The organism is Klebsiella sp. P1954 (genome assembly GCF_018199955.1).
In the GTDB taxonomy this organism is placed as follows: Bacteria; Pseudomonadota; Gammaproteobacteria; order Enterobacterales; family Enterobacteriaceae; genus Klebsiella; species Klebsiella pneumoniae.
The window spans coordinates 23,019-42,188 of record NZ_CP073374.1 but is presented as its reverse complement, the minus strand read 5'-3'; the positions used below and the strand labels follow the sequence as shown (position 1 = coordinate 42,188).

The window sequence follows — 19,170 nt, the reverse complement described above, 5'->3', positions numbered from 1 at the left end:
CGAGCCACACTCCGCTAACCGCGAAAAGACGCGGTAAGCTACGCCGAACCCGCAAGCGGTTTCGGGCCTGACGGCTAGTGTCTGATGTCTGAAGTCAAGGTCAACGGCAGCGCTTGCTGCGACCGTTCCGGCCGCGCCGCTTTCACCGTGCCGGCGAAGGACTGCCGGCACTCTGCGGGGCAACGCCGTTTCGCGCCCGCGCTCTTCGTCGTTGCGGCGGGTGCCTGCTCCTTTCCCCTGGTACCCGTATCACCCGTTTGAGTCCATTCGCCGGGGCTGAGACAAGCACAACCCGTCTTGCTGTCCAGGGGACGGCAGGGCCTTTCGCAATAAATTTTTCCCGGCCATTCCGCTGCCGCTTCATTGGACCGAAAAAAATTTCCCGCTCACCCCCGGACATCTGCACCGGGCCGTGCTCGTTTACGCCCTTGCGGCGAACGGCTCTCAAACGGGTGAAGGTTATATCCAGGGGGCAGGTTCAGCAGGTCCCCGCACAAAGTCAAAACCGCGGCCCCGGCAACTCAACGGGTGATGGTTTTAACAGACAGAAAACCAGAAAGAGGAGAAAACTGGATGAGCACACAAAACGTCAACGTAAAACCCTCCACCAAAGAAAGCACAACCCTCCGGACTGACGGTTTTGTGCGCAACATTCATTCCCGAAACCCGTTCGATGTTATCCGCGCCGATGTAGTGCTGGAACGTATCGAGAAAAAGGCTGGTCGGTGCTGCGGGATGCATTACGAGCTGTATCAGGCCCATCTGCTGGGTGGTGCGCTGGATTATCTGGATGCGCTTCCGTTGAAAGACCGTCCGGTGTTAATGGGCGCTGCGGCAAAGCGCGGCTATCTGCTGACGCTAGCCGAAGAGGAACGCGCGCTGGAAGCACGGGATGTACTGATGAGTGAACTGGCGGCAAACGACTGCTGAGAAATAAACACGGATGGCGGCGTATCGCTGCCATCCCTTAAAGACCAGAGGTAACGCAAAATGAAAGTATACGGCCATCAACACTCATCAGAGGTTTTCTCCCGGGAAACTTCCCCATCCTGTTTTGAACCAAAAGCGGAAAAGGTGATCGCTTTTCATGGAAAGGATGCCAGTTACGCCTATAACGTGCTGGCCGATCTGAAAGCCGCAGGTGCTTCATATACGCGCCGGAATATCATCGCCGATATGTTCCGCCGTCTGGGTGTGGAATGAGGTCTGGGCAATGGAACACGTGAAAAGACAAATCCAGCAGGGGGCAGGGAACGCCTATTATGCGGGGATGCAGTGGCGCGGTATTACACTCGGACACGCCGATGCTGCAGCGCTTAATCAGTTTGATATCGATATCAGCAAAGCTCAGGCACCCGAAGCACGCACCTGGTTGCTTCAGAACAAAGCGGAATTCATAGCTCTTATGCTGGGTATTGAGATTGTAAAGATCGGGTAGTGAGAAGTCAGCTAACTTAGCTCTTGAGCTAAGTTAGCTTTTAAGCTAATGTATACACATACGGACTAGAGATTACATTCATGTTCACAGTCATCTTTCATGATGAGGCTGAAAAAGAGTTTACGGCTCTGCCTGCTGCCATTCGTGCAAAAATGGCCAGGCTACTCATGAAGCTGGAAGCAAACCCTCGCCAGCTACGCGAGCCAGATACCAAGCCGCTTGGAAACGGCCTTTTCGAAATACGTACAATGGGGGCAGATATCGCCCGCGGAATCTGGGTATATCAGAGTGGTGAACGTATTTTTCTACTTCGGATCTTTATCAAAAAATCGCCAAAAACGCCCCCGGCAGAAATAGATCAGGCACTTCGCAGACTGGAGGAAATGCAGAATGAAATATAAAACCCTTAGCCAGGTTCATACCGAAGCAATGAACGATCATGAGTACAGCGCGGCATTCGAGGCAGAAGAAGCCTCGGAGCTACTTCGGGAAACCTTAGCAACATGGAGAAAAGAAGCGGGTTTGACGTCGGCACAGGTTGCAGAACGTATGGGCATCAAAGCGCCTACTATCTCACGTATGGAGAAGAACGCTTCGCGAATGAGTATTCAGACGCTGGTTCGGTACGCCAGAGCCTGCGGTGTTAACTTTAAAATTCAGCAGGTTTGAATGATTAGCGATGCCAATAAAGCGGTGAATGACCTGGCGAGTATTGTCCCTCTGCTGGGTGGCAGTTCGTCCCGCAAAGATTACGAAGAGGCACGTAAACTCGTTGAATATCTTCTGGAACATGACCCGGACAGCCCGCTGGTTGATATGCTGGCTGCCCGCATCGATGCCTGGGAAGATAACGCGGTGGAATTTGAAGAATTTAATACGCGCATCGAAGCTGGTAAAAACGGTGTATCGTTGCTGCGGGTTCTTATGCAGCAACGCGGTTTTTCACAGTCCGATTTTGAAAACGAGATAGGCAACAAATCACTCGTCAGCCGGATCCTCAGTGGTGAACGCAGTCTGACCCTCGATCACATGCGGGCGCTGGCAAATCGATTTCAAATCCCGGTCTCGATGTTTGTTGACTGATTCGGGAACAGAGCAGGCGAAGGGGGCATCGGTCCCCGTCTGGCCGCGCCTCGAAAGACCGCGCGCCTGCGGCGCCGGGAAAACCGGGCCGCGCTGACGCGCCGCCCGCATTTCCTTTCAGCGTCTTCCCTGTTTGCTGCCTGCTGTCTGTCTGCTTCCTCTTCTCCTCCCTGCTGTGATGTCTCTTTTTAACCCTTAAAGGCTTTAAAAGCACACCCATACTGGACACCTTCGGCTCCCGGCCAGCTGCGCTGTCCGGTCGTCGAGCCACACTCCGCTAACCGCGAAAAGACGCGGTAAGCTCCGCCGAACCCGCAAGCGGTTTCGGGCCTGGCGGCTAGTGTCTGATGTCTGACGTCAAGGTCAACGGCAGCGCTTGCTGCGACCGTCCCGGTCGCGCCGCTTTCACCGTGCCGGCGAAGGACTGCCGGCACTCTGCGGGGCAACGCCGTTTCGCGCCCGCGCTCTTCGTCGTTGCGGCGGGTGCCTGCTCCTTTCCCCTGGTACCCGTATCACCCGTTTGAGTCCATTCGCCGGGGCTGAGACAAGCACAACCCGTCTTGCTGTCCAGGGGACGGCAGGGCCTTTCGCAATAAATTTTTCCCGGCCATTCCGCTGCCGCTTCATTAGGCCGAAAAAAATTTCCCGCTCACCCCCGGACATCTGCACCGGGCCGTGCTCGTTTACGCCCTCGCGGCGAACGGCTCTCAAACGGGTGAAGGTTATATCCAGGGGGCAGGTTCAGCAGGTCCCCGCACAAAGTCAAAACCGCGGCCCCGGCAACTCAACGGGTGATGGTTAAAAAATTAAACAGGTGAAGGAGAATAATATGCGTTTAGCATCCCGATTTGGACTTACTCATTCCATTCGTCAGGAACGCCCACTGACTAACGATGAATTAGTCAAGGTTGTACCTTCTGTGTTTTCAGAAGAAAAGCATAATTCACGTAGTGATCGCTATACCTATATTCCAACCATTACACTGCTGGATAAATTACGTGAAGAAGGTTTCCAGCCATTTTTTGCCTGTCAGTCACGAGTAAGGGATGAGGATAAACGGGGGCATACTAAGCATATGGTAAGACTTCGCCGTGAAGGGACCAATAAAGGAACAGAAGTACCCGAAATCATTCTTCTTAACTCGCATGATGGATCGTCCAGTTATCAAATGATCCCGGGTATGTTCCGTTTTGTATGCACAAATGGCCTTGTGTGCGGTACGTCGTTTGGTGAGATTCGTGTACCTCATAAAGGTGATATTGTGGGAAGGGTTATCGAAGGTGCTTACGAAGTTCTGGGAATTTTCGATAAAATAACTGAAGGCGTTGATGTCATGAAGTCTATTGCCTTAACCAAGGAAGAACAGCGTCTGTTTGGACAAGCTGCATTAACCTACCGATATGAAGATGAAAATAAATCTCCGGTCAGTATTGAACAGATAATTCATCCGCGCCGTTATGAAGATAAAAAAGATGACATCTGGACTACATATCAAAGGGTCCAGGAAAATCTGATTAAAGGCGGTTTGCCTGGCCGAACTGAAAAAGGGAAAAGAACAACAACCCGGCCAGTAAAAGCAATCGATGGTGATGTTAAACTCAATAAGGCATTGTGGTTAATTGCGGAGAAATTCCGCACTCTTAAAGGCTAATTATAAGCGCCGGGCAGCTGTCCGGCGTTTTGATGGTGGGAATACTTATGTTTGAATTTAAAGCTGTCTGTATCAGTATTTCACATATGGAAGAAGGTGATATCAGAGTTCTTCAGGTGCTTTCATCAACAACCAATTATCTAACTTGCGATAGTTACTTAAAGTGGATACATGATACACCTTATGGTTGTGTTATAAGGATGTATGATTTCAAACGCCATCTTCTGGCGCTAAAAAGAGGTGGGGTGTCAAAATTTTTACGCAAAAATCTCATACTAATGCACCGGGAGGGCGGGTATCTGCTTTTTCATTTTGATAGTGATGCCGATTATTATCCAGGTATAGATGCCGTAGATTTTTAAGAAATTCAAGCCTTCTTATATCAGAAGGTTTTTTAGTTCATGGCGATTTTCTGATCTTTAGAAGAAGTTCGTTTGCTTGCTTTGATAGCCGTGTAGTAGTAATGGATCTTCTTCGCATACTCGTAACGTCTTGCTGCCTGGCGCGGGGTCTTTTTGAAGCCTGCATTGTATGCCCCGACTGCATCCCACGAAACGCCCCACTTTTTAAACGCCTGAGCCAAATAATAGGCTCCGGTGTAGATGTTAAGACAAGCATCGCTAAGAAGATGATCCGGTTCTATTCCATATCGCGACAGTTCGTTGAAATGCTGCGAGTCAATTTGCATCAAGCCTGATCCATAACCCGTAACAGGATTACGCCCAATCGCATCAATTTTAAATCGTGATTCTTGCCATGATATAGCACGCAGGAGATCCGGATCAATTTTGTAATCCCTGCCAGCCATATCAAAGCAGTCTGCTGCCATTGATGACAATGGTATTAAAGACAGGATGATACCAAACGCTACTCCCTTCATGAATTCCCCTCCGTGCCAAATCCCGGAATAACCTTAACCCATCCAAGACCGAGACTCAACATATATGCACTCCTCACCACAAAATCACCACACCCCACGCAAAATTAAAATTTTGCAGATTGGTATTTGTAAACAGTGAGTTATGACAAAAATAATGTGCAGTACATTTATTTAATGTGTTAAAGCGATTCGCCTATGAATCTAAATAGATTCACTGGCGAATTGTATGGGATTCATTAGAGACTATTTTTTTGTAAAACATTTATTTACAAGAGCCATGAATCTATATTAGATTCGTGGCTAAAAGGATAGTGATTCGTGGAACGAATCGTCATTTCTATCATAGTGACTCTAATAGTGAATCGCGCAACATGCGTAGTTTTAGCACTTAGAGTTTTGTGGGTTATACGAGATTATAATTGTGAGGGACTATGGCTAAGATCCAAGTTTATGTAAATGACAAAGTTGCAGAGAAAATTAATGCGATAGCAGTTCAGCGTCGTGCTGAAGGTGCGAAAGAGAAAGATATTAGCTATTCAAGTATTGCATCGATGTTGCTTGAGCTTGGTTTGCGTGTCTACGAAGCCCAGATGGAACGCAAAGAATCCGGGTTTAATCAGATGGCATTCAATAGAGCGCTGCTTGAAAGCATGGTTAAAACACAGTTTACTGTGAATAAGGTGCTGGGGATTGAATGTTTGAGTCCTCATGTTCATGGTAACCCAAGATGGGAATGGTCAGGGTTAATTGAAAACATCCGGGATGACGTTAATGCTGTGATAGAGCAATTCTTTCCAAAAGTGGATGACACTGACAATGATTAGCGTAAGGCATTGCGAAATGTAATAATGGACCGTCTAGTTTTTTATTATAAGTTGAATAAATATACTTCTTTTTTGAGAATCTTTAGAAGAATGATCTAATCTATTTTGATGACATCCAGTTAAATGGGATTTATAATTCAAGAGCAACTGAAAATTTGAGAATCATTGGTGTAGAGAGTCGAACCCTCTCTACACCAACTATCCATAGAACCCTTCTAAGGAGGAACCTATGTGTGCGATGGATCGTAGTGGTGATGACAGCTTAAGTCAATCGGTTAGGGATGCTCTTCTTCACATAAAGGGGTTGTATAACACCTCACCTGTCTCTGTTTGCGTAAGAAACCAACAACGCGATGTCCTATATTCCAATACATCATTTGAACAAATGTATGACTTTTTTAAAACAGAATGTGTAGCAGGTAGTTTCTCAGGATCATTTCATGAACTGGAGTTGATGCTTTCCCAGTTAGAACTTGATTGCATGGCGCTAGGTAAAGGTTGTGTGTTAAGTAAAATTTTTTCGTGTGGAAAATCAAATTTTCAAATTCGAATTGAGTGTATCAGTCTTTTGGATGATGATTTTTATTTTTTTTGGCAAATGAATCTTCTGATAACGGTTCCATTATCCAGCCGAAAAATGAAATTCATAAAATCAAAAGACATTCCGGATTTTGATGAGGCTATTGCAAGGATAAGTGATTTGAATATCATTCCTCTTTCATTTTATGTTCTTGGTTTTAGCTATATGGACATATCAAATTATATTTCTGTGCCTGAGAAGATTGTAAAAAAAAGGATCGATCGTGCTAAAGAGAAAGTATTGGAGGTTTATCCGTCTTTTAGAGCATTTGTAACGGATTGCTACAGGAGCAGGAAAATATATTTTTTTATTGAGAATGTTTATGAATATGTTATGTTAATAAATTGTTAAATTGATTGGGGCTATTTAGCCCCTTTATTTCCTGTGTCTTTCTGTGTAATGATTTGTCTATAAGGTTTCTAATCGGAGAAGCAGTGTGTCAAAGCGTTATACCAGCACTGGAAATAAGAATATTGTTTCCGTTTACCTTGATGACGACACTCATGCGCTTTTAGTTAGCGCAAAGAACCGTAGTGGCAGAACGAAGTCAACGGAAGTGGCGATGCGACTTAAAGATCATCTAAGACGCTTCCCCAATTATATTTTTTCTGAACAGAGCGAGGAGGAAGGAAGGTAAAGATATAAAAAATCAGGTTTAGATGTGATTTTCTACTAACGTATACATTCTCTTTAAAGGAAATAAATATGAATGCTGTATTAAGTGTTCAGGGCTCTGCTGTCTCTGAAAAAACCAAACCGTCTTTTATGTCCCGCGTTTTCAATAAAAAGAAAGCCCTGAAAGTCGCTAAAGTTGCGCTGCCGGTTGCTGCTGTGGCGGCGTTCTTCCCGGATGCTGCGATGGCCACCACCACGGCAACCGACCTGATGAAGTCCGGGGATGCGACCGTTAAAGGCACGTTTGGTAAGCAGTCCAGCGTCGTCAAATGGGTGGTTCTGGCGGAAGTTGTCGCCGGCGGCATCATGTACATGATGACCAAAAACGTGAAGTTCCTGTTTGGCTTCGCGATTATTTCCACCTTTATCACCATCGGTATGTCGGTCGCCGGTTACTGACAGGAAGCACGTGATGACGGGAGACGAATTAAAGCGATACCGTTTCCCGGAAACACTGACTAACCAGTCCCGCTGGTTTGGCTTATATCTCGATGAACTTATCCCGGCCGTGATTTGTCTCGGCTGGGGTTTCTGGACCAGCAAGTTCATATTTGGCATAGCTTCAGCGGTACTGGTTTTCTGGGGTATCAAGAAACTGAAAAAAGGGCGGGGCAGTTCCTGGCTACGCGACCTGATTTACTGGTATCTGCCAACCTCCCTTCTTAAAGGTTTCTTTCATGATGTTCCGGACTCCTGTTTCCGGCAGTGGATTAAATAAATCAACGGGGAAATAACATATGGAACATGGTGCCAGACAAAATACCACCCGCGTTATCGCTGTGGGATTTATCAGTCTGGGGACACTCCTGACCCTCAGTCTTGCGACCAATATTATCCAGGGCATAAATAATTACCGTCTGCAGACGGAACAGAAAGTGGCGGTGACACCGATGTTATTCCGTGCACCCTTTGCGGTGTCTCAGAACCAGGCTGACGCCTCTTATATTGAGCAGCTGGGCCTGTCCTTTGTTGCCCTGCGTCTGAATGTCACGCCGGAAACGGTTGATGCCCAGCATCAGCAGCTACTCCGGTATGTATTACCCGCCTCGCAGAACAGCCTCAAGGTCCAGCTGGCTGAAGATGCGAAACGCATTAAAGACAATAACGTTAATTCCACCTTTTATATGACGTCGATGCGTGCCTGGCCGGCAGAGAACCGCGTGGATATCCGGGGTGAGCTGAAAACGTGGATTGGGGATTCCAAACCCTACAGTGAAATTAAAAGCTATGTAATTCAGTTCAGTCGTGTCGATGGTGTCAGCTGGCTGGCGCGTTTTGGAGAAATAAATAATGAAAAAAATTAACCCGTTATTTATTTCAGGCTGTCTGCTGTTGGCCGCCCCCGCGATGTCCGCGACCCTCAGCGGTACGCTGGCGCCGACAGTGGTCCCCCTGACCAATGGTGGTCAGGCAAATATTGCCGTGAGTAACACCGACCCGAATCTGTTCACAGTACCTGGAGATCGCATCACGGCGATAAACAGCCTGGACGGTGGCCTGACAAACCAGGAGCAGACCGACAGCGGCGGTGCCATTCTGGCGACCGTCAGTAAAAAACCATTCACCTTCATTGTGGAAACCGAACGCGGGCTGAACTTCTCCATTCGTGCCGTGCCCCGTGCGGGCTCAGGCCGGACAATTCAGCTGGTCAGCGAGCTGGCGGGTACCCCCGGTCCGGCAAAAGCCTGGGAAGAGTCGAACCCCTATGAATCGTTACTGGTTTCGCTTAATCGCGCCGTGCGCCAGGGCAGCGTACCCGATGAGTATCAGTCTGTCCCCGTCACCTCTGAAGTGCTGCAGGTGCCGGCTGGTCTGCGCGCCACTGCCGACAGGGTCTGGGTCGGCCACCACCTGAAAGTCGTCCGTTACAGTCTGGATAACGTCTCCCTGTCGCCCCGTATGGTGCGTGAAAGCGATTTCTGGCAGCCCGGAACACGTGCCGTCATGTTCAGTACCCCGGCGGGCCTGCTGACTGCCGGTGGTCGCATGCAGATCTGGGTCACGACGTCAGATGAAGGAGTGAAGCGCTGATGGCCAACTTCAACACGCTGATCAAACGTAAGCAATATATCTGGCTGGGACTCATTCTGGCGGGCGGCGCGGCAGCAGTCGGAGGCGGGCTGTATCTGTCAGATCTGAACATGAGCTCTGATGAGGAAGCCCCGGCTCAGGGCGAACCCGCACCGGATATGACCGGGGTGGTCGACAGCAGCTTCAACAGTAAGGTGGAGCAGCACGCGACAACAGAAATGCAGGCGACTGCCGCTGATCTCAACAAGCGTTTTGACTCCCTGCAGGGGGAAGTGGACCTACTGAGTAAGGCGCGAACCGCTGACCAGATACGTATCGACAAGCTCAGCAGTGACAATGAAGCCATGCAGACTCAGCTGAAGGCGCTGGGCGTGAAACCGGCTGTCTCTGGTGGCGAGCCCGCGCCGACTCCTCCGTCACCGCCACCCGGTCCGGAAGGGGAGCCGCAGCCAGCCAGTTATCCGCCGCAAACCGGCGCCGCGGTACCGCCTCCGACGGCATTCTATCCGGGGAATGGTATGACACCGCCGCCGCAGGTCAGCTACCAGTCTGTACCGGTACCAAACCAGATACAGCGTAAAACGTTCAGTTACGACAAAGGAAAAAAAACGAAGTCATTGCCGTACATTCCGTCGGGGAGCTTTGCAAAAAGTATGCTTATCGAGGGGGCAGATGCCAACGCGTCTGTTACCGGGAATGAGTCAACTGTACCGATGCAGTTGCGTATCACTGGTCGCGTGGAAATGCCAAACAGCAAAACCTACGACCTGACAGGGTGTTTTGTGGGCCTTGAAGCCTGGGGCGATGTCTCCAGCGAACGCGCCATTGTCCGTACCCGCAATATCAGCTGTATCAAAGGTGATAAAACCATCGATCAGCCCATTAACGGCCACGTTTCCTTTATGGGGAAAAACGGGGTTAAGGGAGAGGTGGTGATGCGTAACGGAAAAATCCTCGGCTGGGCATGGGGGGCCGGTTTTGTTGACGGGATTGGTCAGGGCATGGAACGGGCTTCACAGCCGGCTGTTGGCCTGGGGGCAACCGCATCTGTTGGCGCCGGTGACGTTCTGAAAATGGGGGTCGGCGGTGGTGCATCTAAAGCTGCGCAGACACTGAGCGAGTACTACATCAAAAGGGCCGAGCAGTATCACCCGGTCATTCCGATTGGTGCCGGCAACGAAGTGACCGTCGTGTTCCAGGATGGATTCCAGCTGAAAACGATTGAAGAACTGGAAGCGGAAAAGAACGGGCAACAGCAGGCTCAAAATCAGGAGGCGGAGCCGGCACCGCAGGCTGATGCACATCATCAGTCAGGCGGCGGTATGAACGGATTCAATACTGACGAGATGCTGAAGAAGCTGGGCAAACTTGATCCGCGTGAGTTCTCTCCGGGCGCAGCGCCGCAGGGGGAAAATAATGGCTAGTTCGGGCGATTAAGGAAAATACCCAGCTCAGGATGAACCTGAAAAAATAACCGATAAATAGCGAGAAATATTATGAAGGAATTAATGCTGTTAATTCCTCTGGGCAGCGCTTTGCTCTTAACCGGGTGCGCGGGCACAGAGACTGAATTTCAATGTAATGCCACGACGTCGGATACCTGTATGACGATGGAGCAGGCAAATGAAAAAGCGAAGCTGAAGGAGGAACGCAGTGATGCAAAGCCGGCTGCGGCCGGGTTGCCACAACTGGCTGAGGGTAATTTCAGAACCACGTCAGTTAATTCGTACCCGTTGCCGCCTCAACCCAACCTGAACCGGGCCAGAGTGGCAGCGGAGAGAGAACGAGCACGTGCAGTGTACCTAAATAATCCAACGGCAAAGAATGAGGCAATATATTTCGAAACCGGGAAAAGGCTCCAGTCTTTGCCGGTAGTGAAAATGTCTTTACCAGTAGTGGCGTCAACGTTTACGTCACCGTCAACACCGCCAGGTAATTATCCCCGGCCATTAAGAAAAGGGGAGGAGACAACGTCATTGTGGATAGCGCCGTATGTGGATTCAGATGATGTATATCACCAGCCGGCAACGGTTCTTTTTGTCGTAAAACCATCGGCGTGGGGACAGCCTCGCCTTAATTGATTCACAGCGCCATTACTGGCGCTGCAGTAAGTTTTCATTTCTGAATTATAACGAGTGCCCTCTGCGTTGAAAGGGATGGGCGGTAGCGTGTTCAGACGAAGATATTACGCTCATGTATCTTTATGTAAGGGTTATTTAAAAGGGCGGGTTGATGATAAAGGGTTTTTCTCTCCAGGCAAAATCGACTTCAGTGTAGTGATGTTATTGAAAATGTAAGCAAGTCTGATTATGACAGAGCGATAAGTGGCGATAGGCAAACAACTATCGCAGAGGCAATGAAAGAAATATTCATTCGTTAATATATAAACAGAGGCAATAAAGTATGCATGCCTTTATTTTTCTGGTGCTGATGACGCCGAGTAGTGGCGGTGGGATTTGGGATATTACTCCCATGCCTAATACAGATGTCTGCATAAAAATGCTACGGGTACTCGAAGCACGTGGGGGCAGAGGTTACGGAAGTAATACAGGAGAGTGCATTGAAATTAAAACCCGCGAGCCTTTGAGCAGCGTGATAGAAACATTGAATGAGGGTGGGTAAATGGCTGAATACCAGTTAAGTTTTGATGGTTTTGTTCGACTTTTTTTTGCAATGGCAATCATTATCTGCGGTTACGGCTATGTAATTATTGGTGTTTTTATAAGAGATACGCTTGCCTGTATTTTAATGTTGTTTGGGCTTACAGGTCTCAGTGCTTTATTTCCTTTCATGGTGTTTAAGGATAAAAACATGTGGGCCGGTTCTCCTGATTTGACGCTGTCAGTAATAACGGGATTTTTTACAGCCACAGTGATCTTTTATATGTTTTATGTCTTGATTTATTACTTTGATCGGATGGGGGCAGGTGAATAGTAAGACCGATGGTCAGTATTAACAATCTCACATTATTTGAAAGTATGCAGCATAAGGAATAAGAAAGTGAAAGCGTACTATATACTTGGACATAACGTTGCATGGCTTAACGGTATATGCCTGATTCTTTTTGTTATTGGTGTGGTCGGTGCGCTGGCTATGGTTGCCATCCCTGAAAAATTCAATCTTCGAGTTAACAGAGGCGATACATTCATATACTGTGCGCTTATAGCGGTGGTTGGGTTTTCCGGGATGTTCGTTATCTCCATTCACTCATTTTCGATGGATGAACTTGAAGCAGGTAGACACTGGAAAGATGACTGCCGGACACTTGAGGTAAACATGCCGACAGGCGCTTTTACCAGCCCTGTTAATAAACTGGACTGTGATGGCATCATCATTAATGTGCCTGGTGGGCAGTATTATTCCTATATCCATCAGTGGGAATTATATAAAGCTAACTCAAAATGAAATGCTGATTAACAAACTGGATTGACCGGTAGGGATGGAACAATGGAAAGACAGCAAGAAATTGGCCAGCAATTTGGTTTTTTGATAGTTCTTCTTTTAATTGTGTTAACTGGGTATTTTTTTTTGTGCAGTATATTGAAGATTCTCGCGATATGCAGCCCGCTACTCCAGAACAACTGCAAAGTATTATTCATTAGACACCTTGTGCAGGTGAGGCGTTACGTTTAGCAATTCAAACTAACACAGGCACTTCGTCAGAGCCATTAACTTTCGGTGACGCAAAAAAGATGGCATCAGAATGCAAGTATAAAGAAGAGATTAAAGCAGTACGTGAAAAAAAACTTAACGCACTGAACGCTATGAGCAAATAATCAGGGGATGGATATGATGCTGTTTCTTCGAAAGTACGGATTTTTGTTTATACCTCCAGTCTACTGGCTCATCTATCTGGGAGCCAGACTGACTTACAATGGACTGGCAGGAGAGTTTTCTCCTGATTTCTTTCAGGGTATTCGACATGAAGGCGTCTATATTATCTGTAGTTTGTGTGTATTTTATTTTTTCTGCTTAGAGGTGGAAGTTGGTGATGGGGAGTTCTCAGCGAACATTCTGTTCCTGATTGTTTTCTTTCATGTGGTTTTATTATTTATCACTCTGCTTGTTTGTTTGTGGCAAGGGGAGGTGTTGTTGGATTCGATCTTTATGGGTCAGATTATTGCTTCCATGTGTTTATTGTTTTTTATTCCAGTGCTTTCCATTATAAGAAGGAGTTTCTAGTGCGGATATGAATATTCTTCTTGCCATTTATTACCCTTGTTGTTTTGAAATGCTCTTAAAGGAACGCCTGCATGAGTAATAACATCATCGATGCCGTCACCCAGACTGTGAATTCACTGGTATCAGCACTGAAGCTGCCCGACGAATCCGCGAAAGCCAATGACACGCTGGGCAGCATGAATTTCCCCCAGTTCAGCCGTATTTTGCCCTATAAGGATTATGATTCCGCGACCGGGCTGTTTATTAATAACAAAACCATCGGTTTTATGTTTGAGGCACGTCCTTTACCCGGTGCGGATAAAAGTATCGTCGCCACACTGGAGCATTTACTGCGCAGCAAACTTCCCCGGGGCGTCCCGGTCAGTTTTCATCTGGTCTCCAGCAAACTGGTCGGCAATGATATCGACTACGGTCTGCGTGAATTCCGCTGGAGCGGTAAACAGGCTAAGAAGTTTAACGCCATCACCCAGGCCTACTATCTCCGGGCAGCGGAGACGAAGTTCCCCCTGCCTCCTGCACTGGATTTACCCCTGACGCTGCGTAACTACCGCGTGTACATCTCCTGCTGCGTGCCCCGGAAGAAAAACTCCACCACGCAAATTGTGGAGATGGAGAACCAGATTAAAATCCTGCGGGCGTCACTGGGCGGTGCCTATATTCCGACGCGTATCCTTGATGCTGCCGGGCTGGTCGAACTGATGCGCGAGCTGATAAACCCGGACCCGCACGAGATGTACCGCGTACCGTATAAGCTGGACCCCTATCAGGATCTGAACTATCAGTGTGTCGATGACAGCTTTGATATGCAGGTCACCGCCGGTCATCTGAAAATTGGCCGCCTGGGGCGCGACGGGAAAGAGTGCGTAACCCGGGTGACGAGCTACCATCTGGAGAGTGATCCGGAAATGGCCTTCCTCTGGACCTCCGCGGATAACTACGCCAACCTGCTTAACCCGGAGCTCTCCATCTCCTGCCCCTTTGTCATCACGCTGACGCTGATGGTGGAGGACCAGGTGAAGACCCAGAATGAAGCCAACATGAAATTCATGGACGTGGAGAAGAAAAGCAAAACCTCCTACGCGAAGTTTTTTCCGAACGTGATAAAGGAAATGCAGGAGTGGGGCGATATCCGCCAGCGACTGGCGACCAACCAGACCTCCCTGGTGTCCTACTTCTTTAATATCACCACGTACACCGCAGACAGCACAGAGGCCTCTCTCGCCGCTGAACAGCAGGTGCTCAACAGTTACCGTAAAGGCGGTTTCCAGCTGATCCCGGCCCGCTACCATCACCTGCGTAACTTTCTGGCCATGATGCCGTTCAAGTGTGGTGAGGGCCTGTTTAAAGAGCTGCAGGCGGCAGGCGTGGTGAAGCGGGCGGAGACGTTCCAGGTGGCTAACCTCCTGCCGATCGTCGCTGACAGCCCGCTGGCGCCGGCGGGACTCCTGGCGCCCACCTACCGAAATCAGCTGGCGTTCATCGACCTGTTCTACGAGGGAATGAACAATACCAATTTCAACATGGCAGTCTGCGGGACGTCCGGGGCGGGTAAAACCGGTCTGATTCAGCCCCTCATTCGCAGTGTGCTCGACTCCGGCGGGTTTGCCTGGGTGTTCGACATGGGCGATGGCTATAAGTCCCTGTGTGAAAACATGGGGGGCGTATACCTCGATGGCGATACCCTCAAGTTTAACCCGTTCGCCAACGTGCTGGATGATGCTCACTTTGACATGTCAGCAGAACGTATACGCGATCAGATGTCGGTGATGGCCAGTCCGAACGGCAACCTCGATGAAGTCCATGAAGGTCTGCTTCTGCAGGCAGTTCAGGCGGCCTGGTTAAGCAAGCGTAATCATGCACGCGTTGATGACGTAGTTCAGTTTTTACAGGACGCGAAGGACAGCGATGAATATGCTGATTCCCCGACAATCCGGGGCCGTCTGGACGAGATGATAATCCTGCTCGATCAGTACACGGTGAATGGGATCTACGGGGACTATTTCAACTCAGATAAACCAACACTTCACGATGACGCCCGGATGGTGGTACTGGAGCTCGGTGGCCTGGAGTCGCGGCCCTCTCTGCTTATCGCGGTGATGTTCTCATTGATTATTTACATCGAGAACAGGATGTATCAGTCACCGCGTGGCCTGAAAAAACTGAACGTCATCGATGAGGGCTGGAAGCTCCTTGATTTCAAGAATGAAAAAGTGGGGCAGTTTATCGAGAAAGGCTACCGTACCGCGCGTCGACATACCGGCGCATACATCACCATCACGCAAAATATCGTGGACTTCGACTCCCCGACCGCATCGAGCGCTGCACGCGCTGCCTGGGGGAACTCGTCGTACAAGGCCATTCTGAAGCAGTCAGCCAAAGAGTTTGCCAAGTATAACCAGCTGTACCCGGATCAGTTCAGCAAGCTGGAGAAAGACATGATTAACGGCTTCGGTTCGGCCAAAGAGCAGTGGTTCTCCTCTTTTATGCTGCAGGTGGAAGCGAACTGCTCCTGGCACCGCCTGTTCGTTGACCCGCTCAGCCGGGCGATGTACTCCTCCAAAGGCCCGGATTTTGAGTACATGCAAGCGCGCCGGCAGGAGGGGGTCGATATCCACGATGCGGTATACGGACTGGCGTGCCGCAACTTTAAAGACGAAATGGCAGAGCTTGAATCCCGAATACCGGTGAATGACATGGAGGATAAACAGTGATGAAAAACAACACCGAACAACCGGTCAGTACGACCTCTCATACCTTTCGCCGGATACCTGTCATCGTTGCTCTCGTGCTTTTCGCCCTGGCAACCAGCGCGTTTCTCTCACGCGTGGTTCTGGAGTACTCCACGCCGCGGGTGGTGGCTTTTGATATGAAGAAGACGCTCGACAGCTTTATGGACAGTGTGAGTCAGAAGCAGCTGACAGAGGCGCAGTCCAAAGCGCTCTCTGATCGGTTTAACGACGCGCTGGAGAAGAGTCTGGCGGAGTATCAGCAGCAGCATCATGTGGTCATTCTGGTTTCACCTGCCGTGGTTCAGGGCGCGCCTGATGTGACCCGCAACATCCAGCACGACATTGCCCGCCGGATGAAAGGAGAACAGTAATGATACGACTGAAAGACTGTCTGCTCGCCGCCTGCCTGTTATCGCCGCTGACTCAGGCGGCTGATCTCGGTACCTGGGGGGATTTATGGCCCGTCCGTGAGCAGGACATGCTGCAGCTCATCACGCAGCGTCTGCAGTCGCTGCAATCCTCTGGCCAGTGGGACCAGACGATGGACGCGTTTAAGCAGCGGGTTATCGAGAACAGTCAGCGTCCGGCGCCGGTGGAAGGCATTAAGCGTGCGGAGAAATACGAGCAGCGCTGGTTTGATCCCAGCATCCGACTGACCGAAGACCTGAAGGACAATGAGGGGCGGGTGTTTGCCCGCAAGGGCGAAGTGGTGAACCCGCTTAAAACCGTACCGTTTGTCCAGACCCTGTACTTCATCAATGGTGACGATGCCGACCAGCTGGCCTGGATGAAGCGTCAGGTGCCGGAAACCCTGATGAGCAAAATTATCCTGGTGCGTGGCAGTATCCCGGACACCTCCGCAGCGCTGGACAGCCGGATCTATTTCGACCAGAACGGTGTACTGAGCAAGCGATTTGGCCTGACGGCGGTCCCGGCGCGGATCACGCCGGCGCCCTCCGGTGAACGGCTGAATATTGAGACCTTCCCGCCCGTCCCGCACCACTGATCTGGGGCTGCGTTTTATTCAAAAGAGGTAACCGATGCCGATGATACTGGCCTTAATAATCCTGCTCACGATGCTCTTGCTGACGCTAATGTGGTCCACCATCCGTAAGCAGGAGAATGTCATACGGGAACTCAGTACAAGAGAAAGCTGGCTGGAGAGAGAGGTTGAGCGTCTCAGGACCGATAACGAGAAGCTGTACCGCTGGCTGAGATACAACGGTGAAAAGGTTATCGATGAAATGACTTGTGAACTCGATGCACTGTCCGCCGTTCGCCAGACGAACAGGGATTCATACCGTCGCCAGCTTTACCTCTTCGACTGCCTGTCCCTGATGGTGTGGGCCGGGATGGAGGGCGCCGAAGACTCTACACGGGAAAAGGTCCGCAATAAAACCGATGCCCTCCGTCTTGTTCTCAGGGAGAAAACTGACGAATGAAAGCCATATTTTTTTTAATCTGCATCGCGTTCTCAACGTTCAGTGGCCGCGCCGCCGCAGACCCCTCCTGTGAGGGCCGGTTTGTTAACCCGATCACCGATGTGTGCTGGCGCTGCATATTTCCTTTATCACTCGGCAGCGTGCAGGTTGGTAAAGGCGATCTACCTGATACCAGCAATCCGGGTAGTCCCCTGCAGCTGTGTCCGGCTCCGCCACCGCTTTTTGTTCGTCCCGGCCTGGCCATCGGGTACTGGGAGCCGATGGCCATGACGGACGTCAGCCGTTCGCCTGGCTGTATGGTCAATCTGGGGGGCTTCAGTATCAATCTCGGCAAGACCGGCATGGGGACCGCGAGAAAGGACGATAAGCAGGTGAACGGCGCTTTTTATCACGTTCACTGGTACAAGTACCCGCTGACCTACTGGCTGAACATCATCACCTCCGCAGGCTGTCTGGAAGGCGGAGACATGGATATAGCCTATCTGTCCGAGATTGACCCGACCTGGGTGGACAGCAGCCTCACCACCATTCTGAATCCGGAAGCCATCCTGTTTGCCAACCCCATCGCACAGGGGGCGTGCGCGGCTGACGCTATGGCCAGCGCGTTTCATATGCCACTCGATATTCTGTTCTGGTGTGCCGGCTCTCAGGGTTCGATGTACCCGTTTAGCGGCTGGGTAAGCAACGAGTCCAGTCCGCTGCAGTCCTCGTTACTTGTCAGCGAGCGCATGGCGTACAAGCTTCACCGGCAGGGACAAATTATGGAGAGCATCGGGAAGGACAAGGCGGTCTGCTATGAGTATCCGTCCCCGATCATCCCCAAAGAGCGCTGGCGCTATCAGATGGTGAACATGTACCCGGACAGCGGCCAGTGCCATCCCGTGGGGCGCAGCGTGATGCGCTGGGAGGCCGGTAAAAATCCACCCAACACCCGTAAGAACTATGGCTATCTGATGTGGCGTAAACGCAATTGTGTCTTTCTCTGACAGGAGTCTCTCATGAAATTAATGAATCTGTTTATGGTCATGCTTTTGCTGACCGGACGAGCAGTGTTGGCTGAAACCTCCTCTGTTACAGACAGAGAATGGCTGAAGCAGCAGGAGAACCTCAGCGAACAGCTGCGCCAGCATCCGGATAAACAGCTGCAGCAGGAGCTTGAGGCGCAAATCAACCGTAATCCTCTGCCCAAATCAGACCGCCAGTTTATCGATAATCTGGTCAGCCAGCAGAAAGCGGCGAATCAGGAAAAGCCAGCAGAAGGGGCGCTGTACTTTGTCTCCTTCTCGATACCTGAAGAGGGGCTGAAGCGGATGCTGCACGAAACCCGGCAGTACGGCATTCCGGCGACACTGCGTGGGCTCGTCAATAACGACATGAAGACCACCACTGACGCGGTGCTGCAGCTGGTGAAGGATGGCGTGACCGACGGCGTGCAGATCGACCCGACTCTATATACGCAGTTCAGCATCCGGAGTGTGCCGTCTCTGGTGGTACGGTGTCAGGCCGGGTATGACGTGGTACGCGGTAACATTCACGTCAAACAGGCGCTGGAGAAAGTGGCTCAAACCGGTGACTGCGCACAGGTGGCCCGGCAAATACTTGATGCGCCCTCGAATGCCGCCGGGAGCCAGCCATGAAAGACAGACCGTACTTCA

Annotated in this window: 28 protein-coding genes; 27 read left to right on the top strand and 1 reads right to left on the bottom strand. The window is 50.2% G+C overall.

What is annotated here, in order from left to right; translation table 11 throughout:
- Positions 1 to 573: 573 nt before the first annotated feature.
- The 8 genes from KB890_RS26245 (at position 574) to KB890_RS26210 (ending at position 4,534) form a co-directional block, all read left to right on the top strand.
- Complete coding sequence (locus KB890_RS26245; RefSeq protein ID WP_019706019.1) at positions 574 to 930, top strand: hypothetical protein; 357 nt, start codon at positions 574 to 576, stop codon at positions 928 to 930.
- A 60-nt stretch (positions 931 to 990) separates the two neighbouring features.
- Positions 991 to 1,203 (top strand): hypothetical protein, encoded by a 213-nt coding sequence (locus tag KB890_RS26240; RefSeq protein ID WP_019706020.1) that lies wholly within the window; start codon positions 991 to 993, stop codon positions 1,201 to 1,203.
- Positions 1,204 to 1,213: 10 nt separating this feature from the next.
- The gene (locus tag KB890_RS26235; RefSeq protein WP_014343499.1) at positions 1,214 to 1,438 is read left to right on the top strand and encodes a hypothetical protein; all 225 of its coding nucleotides are present in this window, start codon (positions 1,214 to 1,216) and stop codon (positions 1,436 to 1,438) included.
- An 80-nt stretch (positions 1,439 to 1,518) separates the two neighbouring features.
- Positions 1,519 to 1,839: a type II toxin-antitoxin system RelE/ParE family toxin gene (locus tag KB890_RS26230; protein WP_004152720.1), complete on the top strand. Its 321-nt coding sequence runs from the start codon at positions 1,519 to 1,521 to the stop codon at positions 1,837 to 1,839.
- A complete protein-coding gene (locus tag KB890_RS26225; protein ID WP_004152721.1) occupies positions 1,829 to 2,107 on the top strand; it encodes a helix-turn-helix domain-containing protein in 279 nt (92 codons plus the stop codon). Before KB890_RS26230 ends, KB890_RS26225 begins: the two co-directional genes overlap by 11 nt.
- Positions 2,108 to 2,521, top strand: a complete 414-nt coding sequence (locus tag KB890_RS26220) for a helix-turn-helix domain-containing protein (protein WP_069985713.1) — start codon at positions 2,108 to 2,110, stop codon at positions 2,519 to 2,521.
- A gap of 829 nt (positions 2,522 to 3,350) precedes the next feature.
- Entirely contained in the window at positions 3,351 to 4,172 is an 822-nt protein-coding gene (locus KB890_RS26215) for a DUF932 domain-containing protein (protein WP_023287138.1), read from the top strand.
- Positions 4,173 to 4,204: 32 nt separating this feature from the next.
- Entirely contained in the window at positions 4,205 to 4,534 is a 330-nt protein-coding gene (locus KB890_RS26210) for a DUF5983 family protein (protein ID WP_071994324.1), read from the top strand.
- 32 nt (positions 4,535 to 4,566) lie between these two features.
- Here KB890_RS26210 and KB890_RS26205 read toward each other — a convergent pair whose 3' ends face one another.
- The gene (locus KB890_RS26205) at positions 4,567 to 5,052 is read right to left on the bottom strand and encodes a transglycosylase SLT domain-containing protein (RefSeq protein ID WP_032440470.1); all 486 of its coding nucleotides are present in this window, start codon (positions 5,050 to 5,052) and stop codon (positions 4,567 to 4,569) included.
- Positions 5,053 to 5,483: 431 nt separating this feature from the next.
- On the opposite strand from KB890_RS26205, the gene traM reads away from it, so the two are divergent.
- From traM to trbC, 19 genes are all read left to right on the top strand, one after another.
- Positions 5,484 to 5,876: a conjugal transfer relaxosome DNA-binding protein TraM gene (gene traM / locus KB890_RS26200; RefSeq protein ID WP_004194114.1), complete on the top strand. Its 393-nt coding sequence runs from the start codon at positions 5,484 to 5,486 to the stop codon at positions 5,874 to 5,876.
- 229 nt (positions 5,877 to 6,105) lie between these two features.
- Complete coding sequence (locus KB890_RS26195; RefSeq protein WP_004194113.1) at positions 6,106 to 6,807, top strand: hypothetical protein; 702 nt, start codon at positions 6,106 to 6,108, stop codon at positions 6,805 to 6,807.
- A gap of 85 nt (positions 6,808 to 6,892) precedes the next feature.
- The gene (locus KB890_RS27860) at positions 6,893 to 7,093 is read left to right on the top strand and encodes a TraY domain-containing protein (RefSeq protein ID WP_004194116.1); all 201 of its coding nucleotides are present in this window, start codon (positions 6,893 to 6,895) and stop codon (positions 7,091 to 7,093) included.
- A 68-nt stretch (positions 7,094 to 7,161) separates the two neighbouring features.
- Positions 7,162 to 7,530, top strand: coding sequence for a type IV conjugative transfer system pilin TraA (gene traA / locus KB890_RS26185; RefSeq protein ID WP_004194426.1), 369 nt, complete (start codon positions 7,162 to 7,164; stop codon positions 7,528 to 7,530).
- A gap of 13 nt (positions 7,531 to 7,543) precedes the next feature.
- Positions 7,544 to 7,849, top strand: coding sequence for a type IV conjugative transfer system protein TraL (gene traL, locus KB890_RS26180; RefSeq protein ID WP_004144424.1), 306 nt, complete (start codon positions 7,544 to 7,546; stop codon positions 7,847 to 7,849).
- A 19-nt stretch (positions 7,850 to 7,868) separates the two neighbouring features.
- Entirely contained in the window at positions 7,869 to 8,435 is a 567-nt protein-coding gene (traE, locus tag KB890_RS26175; protein WP_004144423.1) for a type IV conjugative transfer system protein TraE, read from the top strand.
- Positions 8,422 to 9,162, top strand: coding sequence for a type-F conjugative transfer system secretin TraK (gene traK / locus KB890_RS26170; protein WP_013023821.1), 741 nt, complete (start codon positions 8,422 to 8,424; stop codon positions 9,160 to 9,162). The genes traE and traK overlap by 14 nt, the downstream gene beginning before the upstream one ends.
- Positions 9,162 to 10,586, top strand: coding sequence for an F-type conjugal transfer pilus assembly protein TraB (traB, locus tag KB890_RS26165; RefSeq protein ID WP_004194260.1), 1,425 nt, complete (start codon positions 9,162 to 9,164; stop codon positions 10,584 to 10,586). Before traK ends, traB begins: the two co-directional genes overlap by 1 nt.
- Positions 10,587 to 10,658: 72 nt before the next feature.
- Positions 10,659 to 11,243 carry a type IV conjugative transfer system lipoprotein TraV gene (gene traV / locus KB890_RS26160; protein ID WP_032440547.1) on the top strand — a complete coding sequence of 195 codons (585 nt, stop codon included), beginning with the start codon at positions 10,659 to 10,661 and terminating at the stop codon, positions 11,241 to 11,243.
- 322 nt (positions 11,244 to 11,565) lie between these two features.
- Positions 11,566 to 11,784: a hypothetical protein gene (locus tag KB890_RS26155; RefSeq protein WP_004195468.1), complete on the top strand. Its 219-nt coding sequence runs from the start codon at positions 11,566 to 11,568 to the stop codon at positions 11,782 to 11,784.
- On the top strand, positions 11,785 to 12,096 hold the full coding sequence (locus KB890_RS26150) for a hypothetical protein (RefSeq protein ID WP_094965623.1): 312 nt from the start codon (positions 11,785 to 11,787) through the stop codon (positions 12,094 to 12,096).
- 66 nt (positions 12,097 to 12,162) lie between these two features.
- Positions 12,163 to 12,567, top strand: a complete 405-nt coding sequence (locus KB890_RS26145) for a hypothetical protein (protein WP_004197817.1) — start codon at positions 12,163 to 12,165, stop codon at positions 12,565 to 12,567.
- Between the two features lie 378 nt (positions 12,568 to 12,945).
- Entirely contained in the window at positions 12,946 to 13,344 is a 399-nt protein-coding gene (locus KB890_RS26140; RefSeq protein WP_023179972.1) for a hypothetical protein, read from the top strand.
- Positions 13,345 to 13,415: 71 nt separating this feature from the next.
- A complete protein-coding gene (gene traC, locus KB890_RS26135) occupies positions 13,416 to 16,055 on the top strand; it encodes a type IV secretion system protein TraC (protein ID WP_013214024.1) in 2,640 nt (879 codons plus the stop codon).
- Complete coding sequence (trbI, locus tag KB890_RS26130; protein WP_004167468.1) at positions 16,055 to 16,444, top strand: type-F conjugative transfer system protein TrbI; 390 nt, start codon at positions 16,055 to 16,057, stop codon at positions 16,442 to 16,444. Before traC ends, trbI begins: the two co-directional genes overlap by 1 nt.
- On the top strand, positions 16,444 to 17,079 hold the full coding sequence (gene traW / locus KB890_RS26125; RefSeq protein WP_029497419.1) for a type-F conjugative transfer system protein TraW: 636 nt from the start codon (positions 16,444 to 16,446) through the stop codon (positions 17,077 to 17,079). The genes trbI and traW overlap by 1 nt, the downstream gene beginning before the upstream one ends.
- 34 nt (positions 17,080 to 17,113) lie before the next feature.
- A complete protein-coding gene (locus KB890_RS26120; RefSeq protein ID WP_004194979.1) occupies positions 17,114 to 17,515 on the top strand; it encodes a hypothetical protein in 402 nt (133 codons plus the stop codon).
- Complete coding sequence (traU, locus tag KB890_RS26115) at positions 17,512 to 18,501, top strand: conjugal transfer pilus assembly protein TraU (RefSeq protein ID WP_029497420.1); 990 nt, start codon at positions 17,512 to 17,514, stop codon at positions 18,499 to 18,501. The genes KB890_RS26120 and traU overlap by 4 nt, the downstream gene beginning before the upstream one ends.
- Before the next feature lie 12 nt (positions 18,502 to 18,513).
- The gene (gene trbC / locus KB890_RS26110) at positions 18,514 to 19,152 is read left to right on the top strand and encodes a type-F conjugative transfer system pilin assembly protein TrbC (protein ID WP_069985712.1); all 639 of its coding nucleotides are present in this window, start codon (positions 18,514 to 18,516) and stop codon (positions 19,150 to 19,152) included.
- The last annotated feature ends 18 nt before the right edge of the window (positions 19,153 to 19,170 follow it).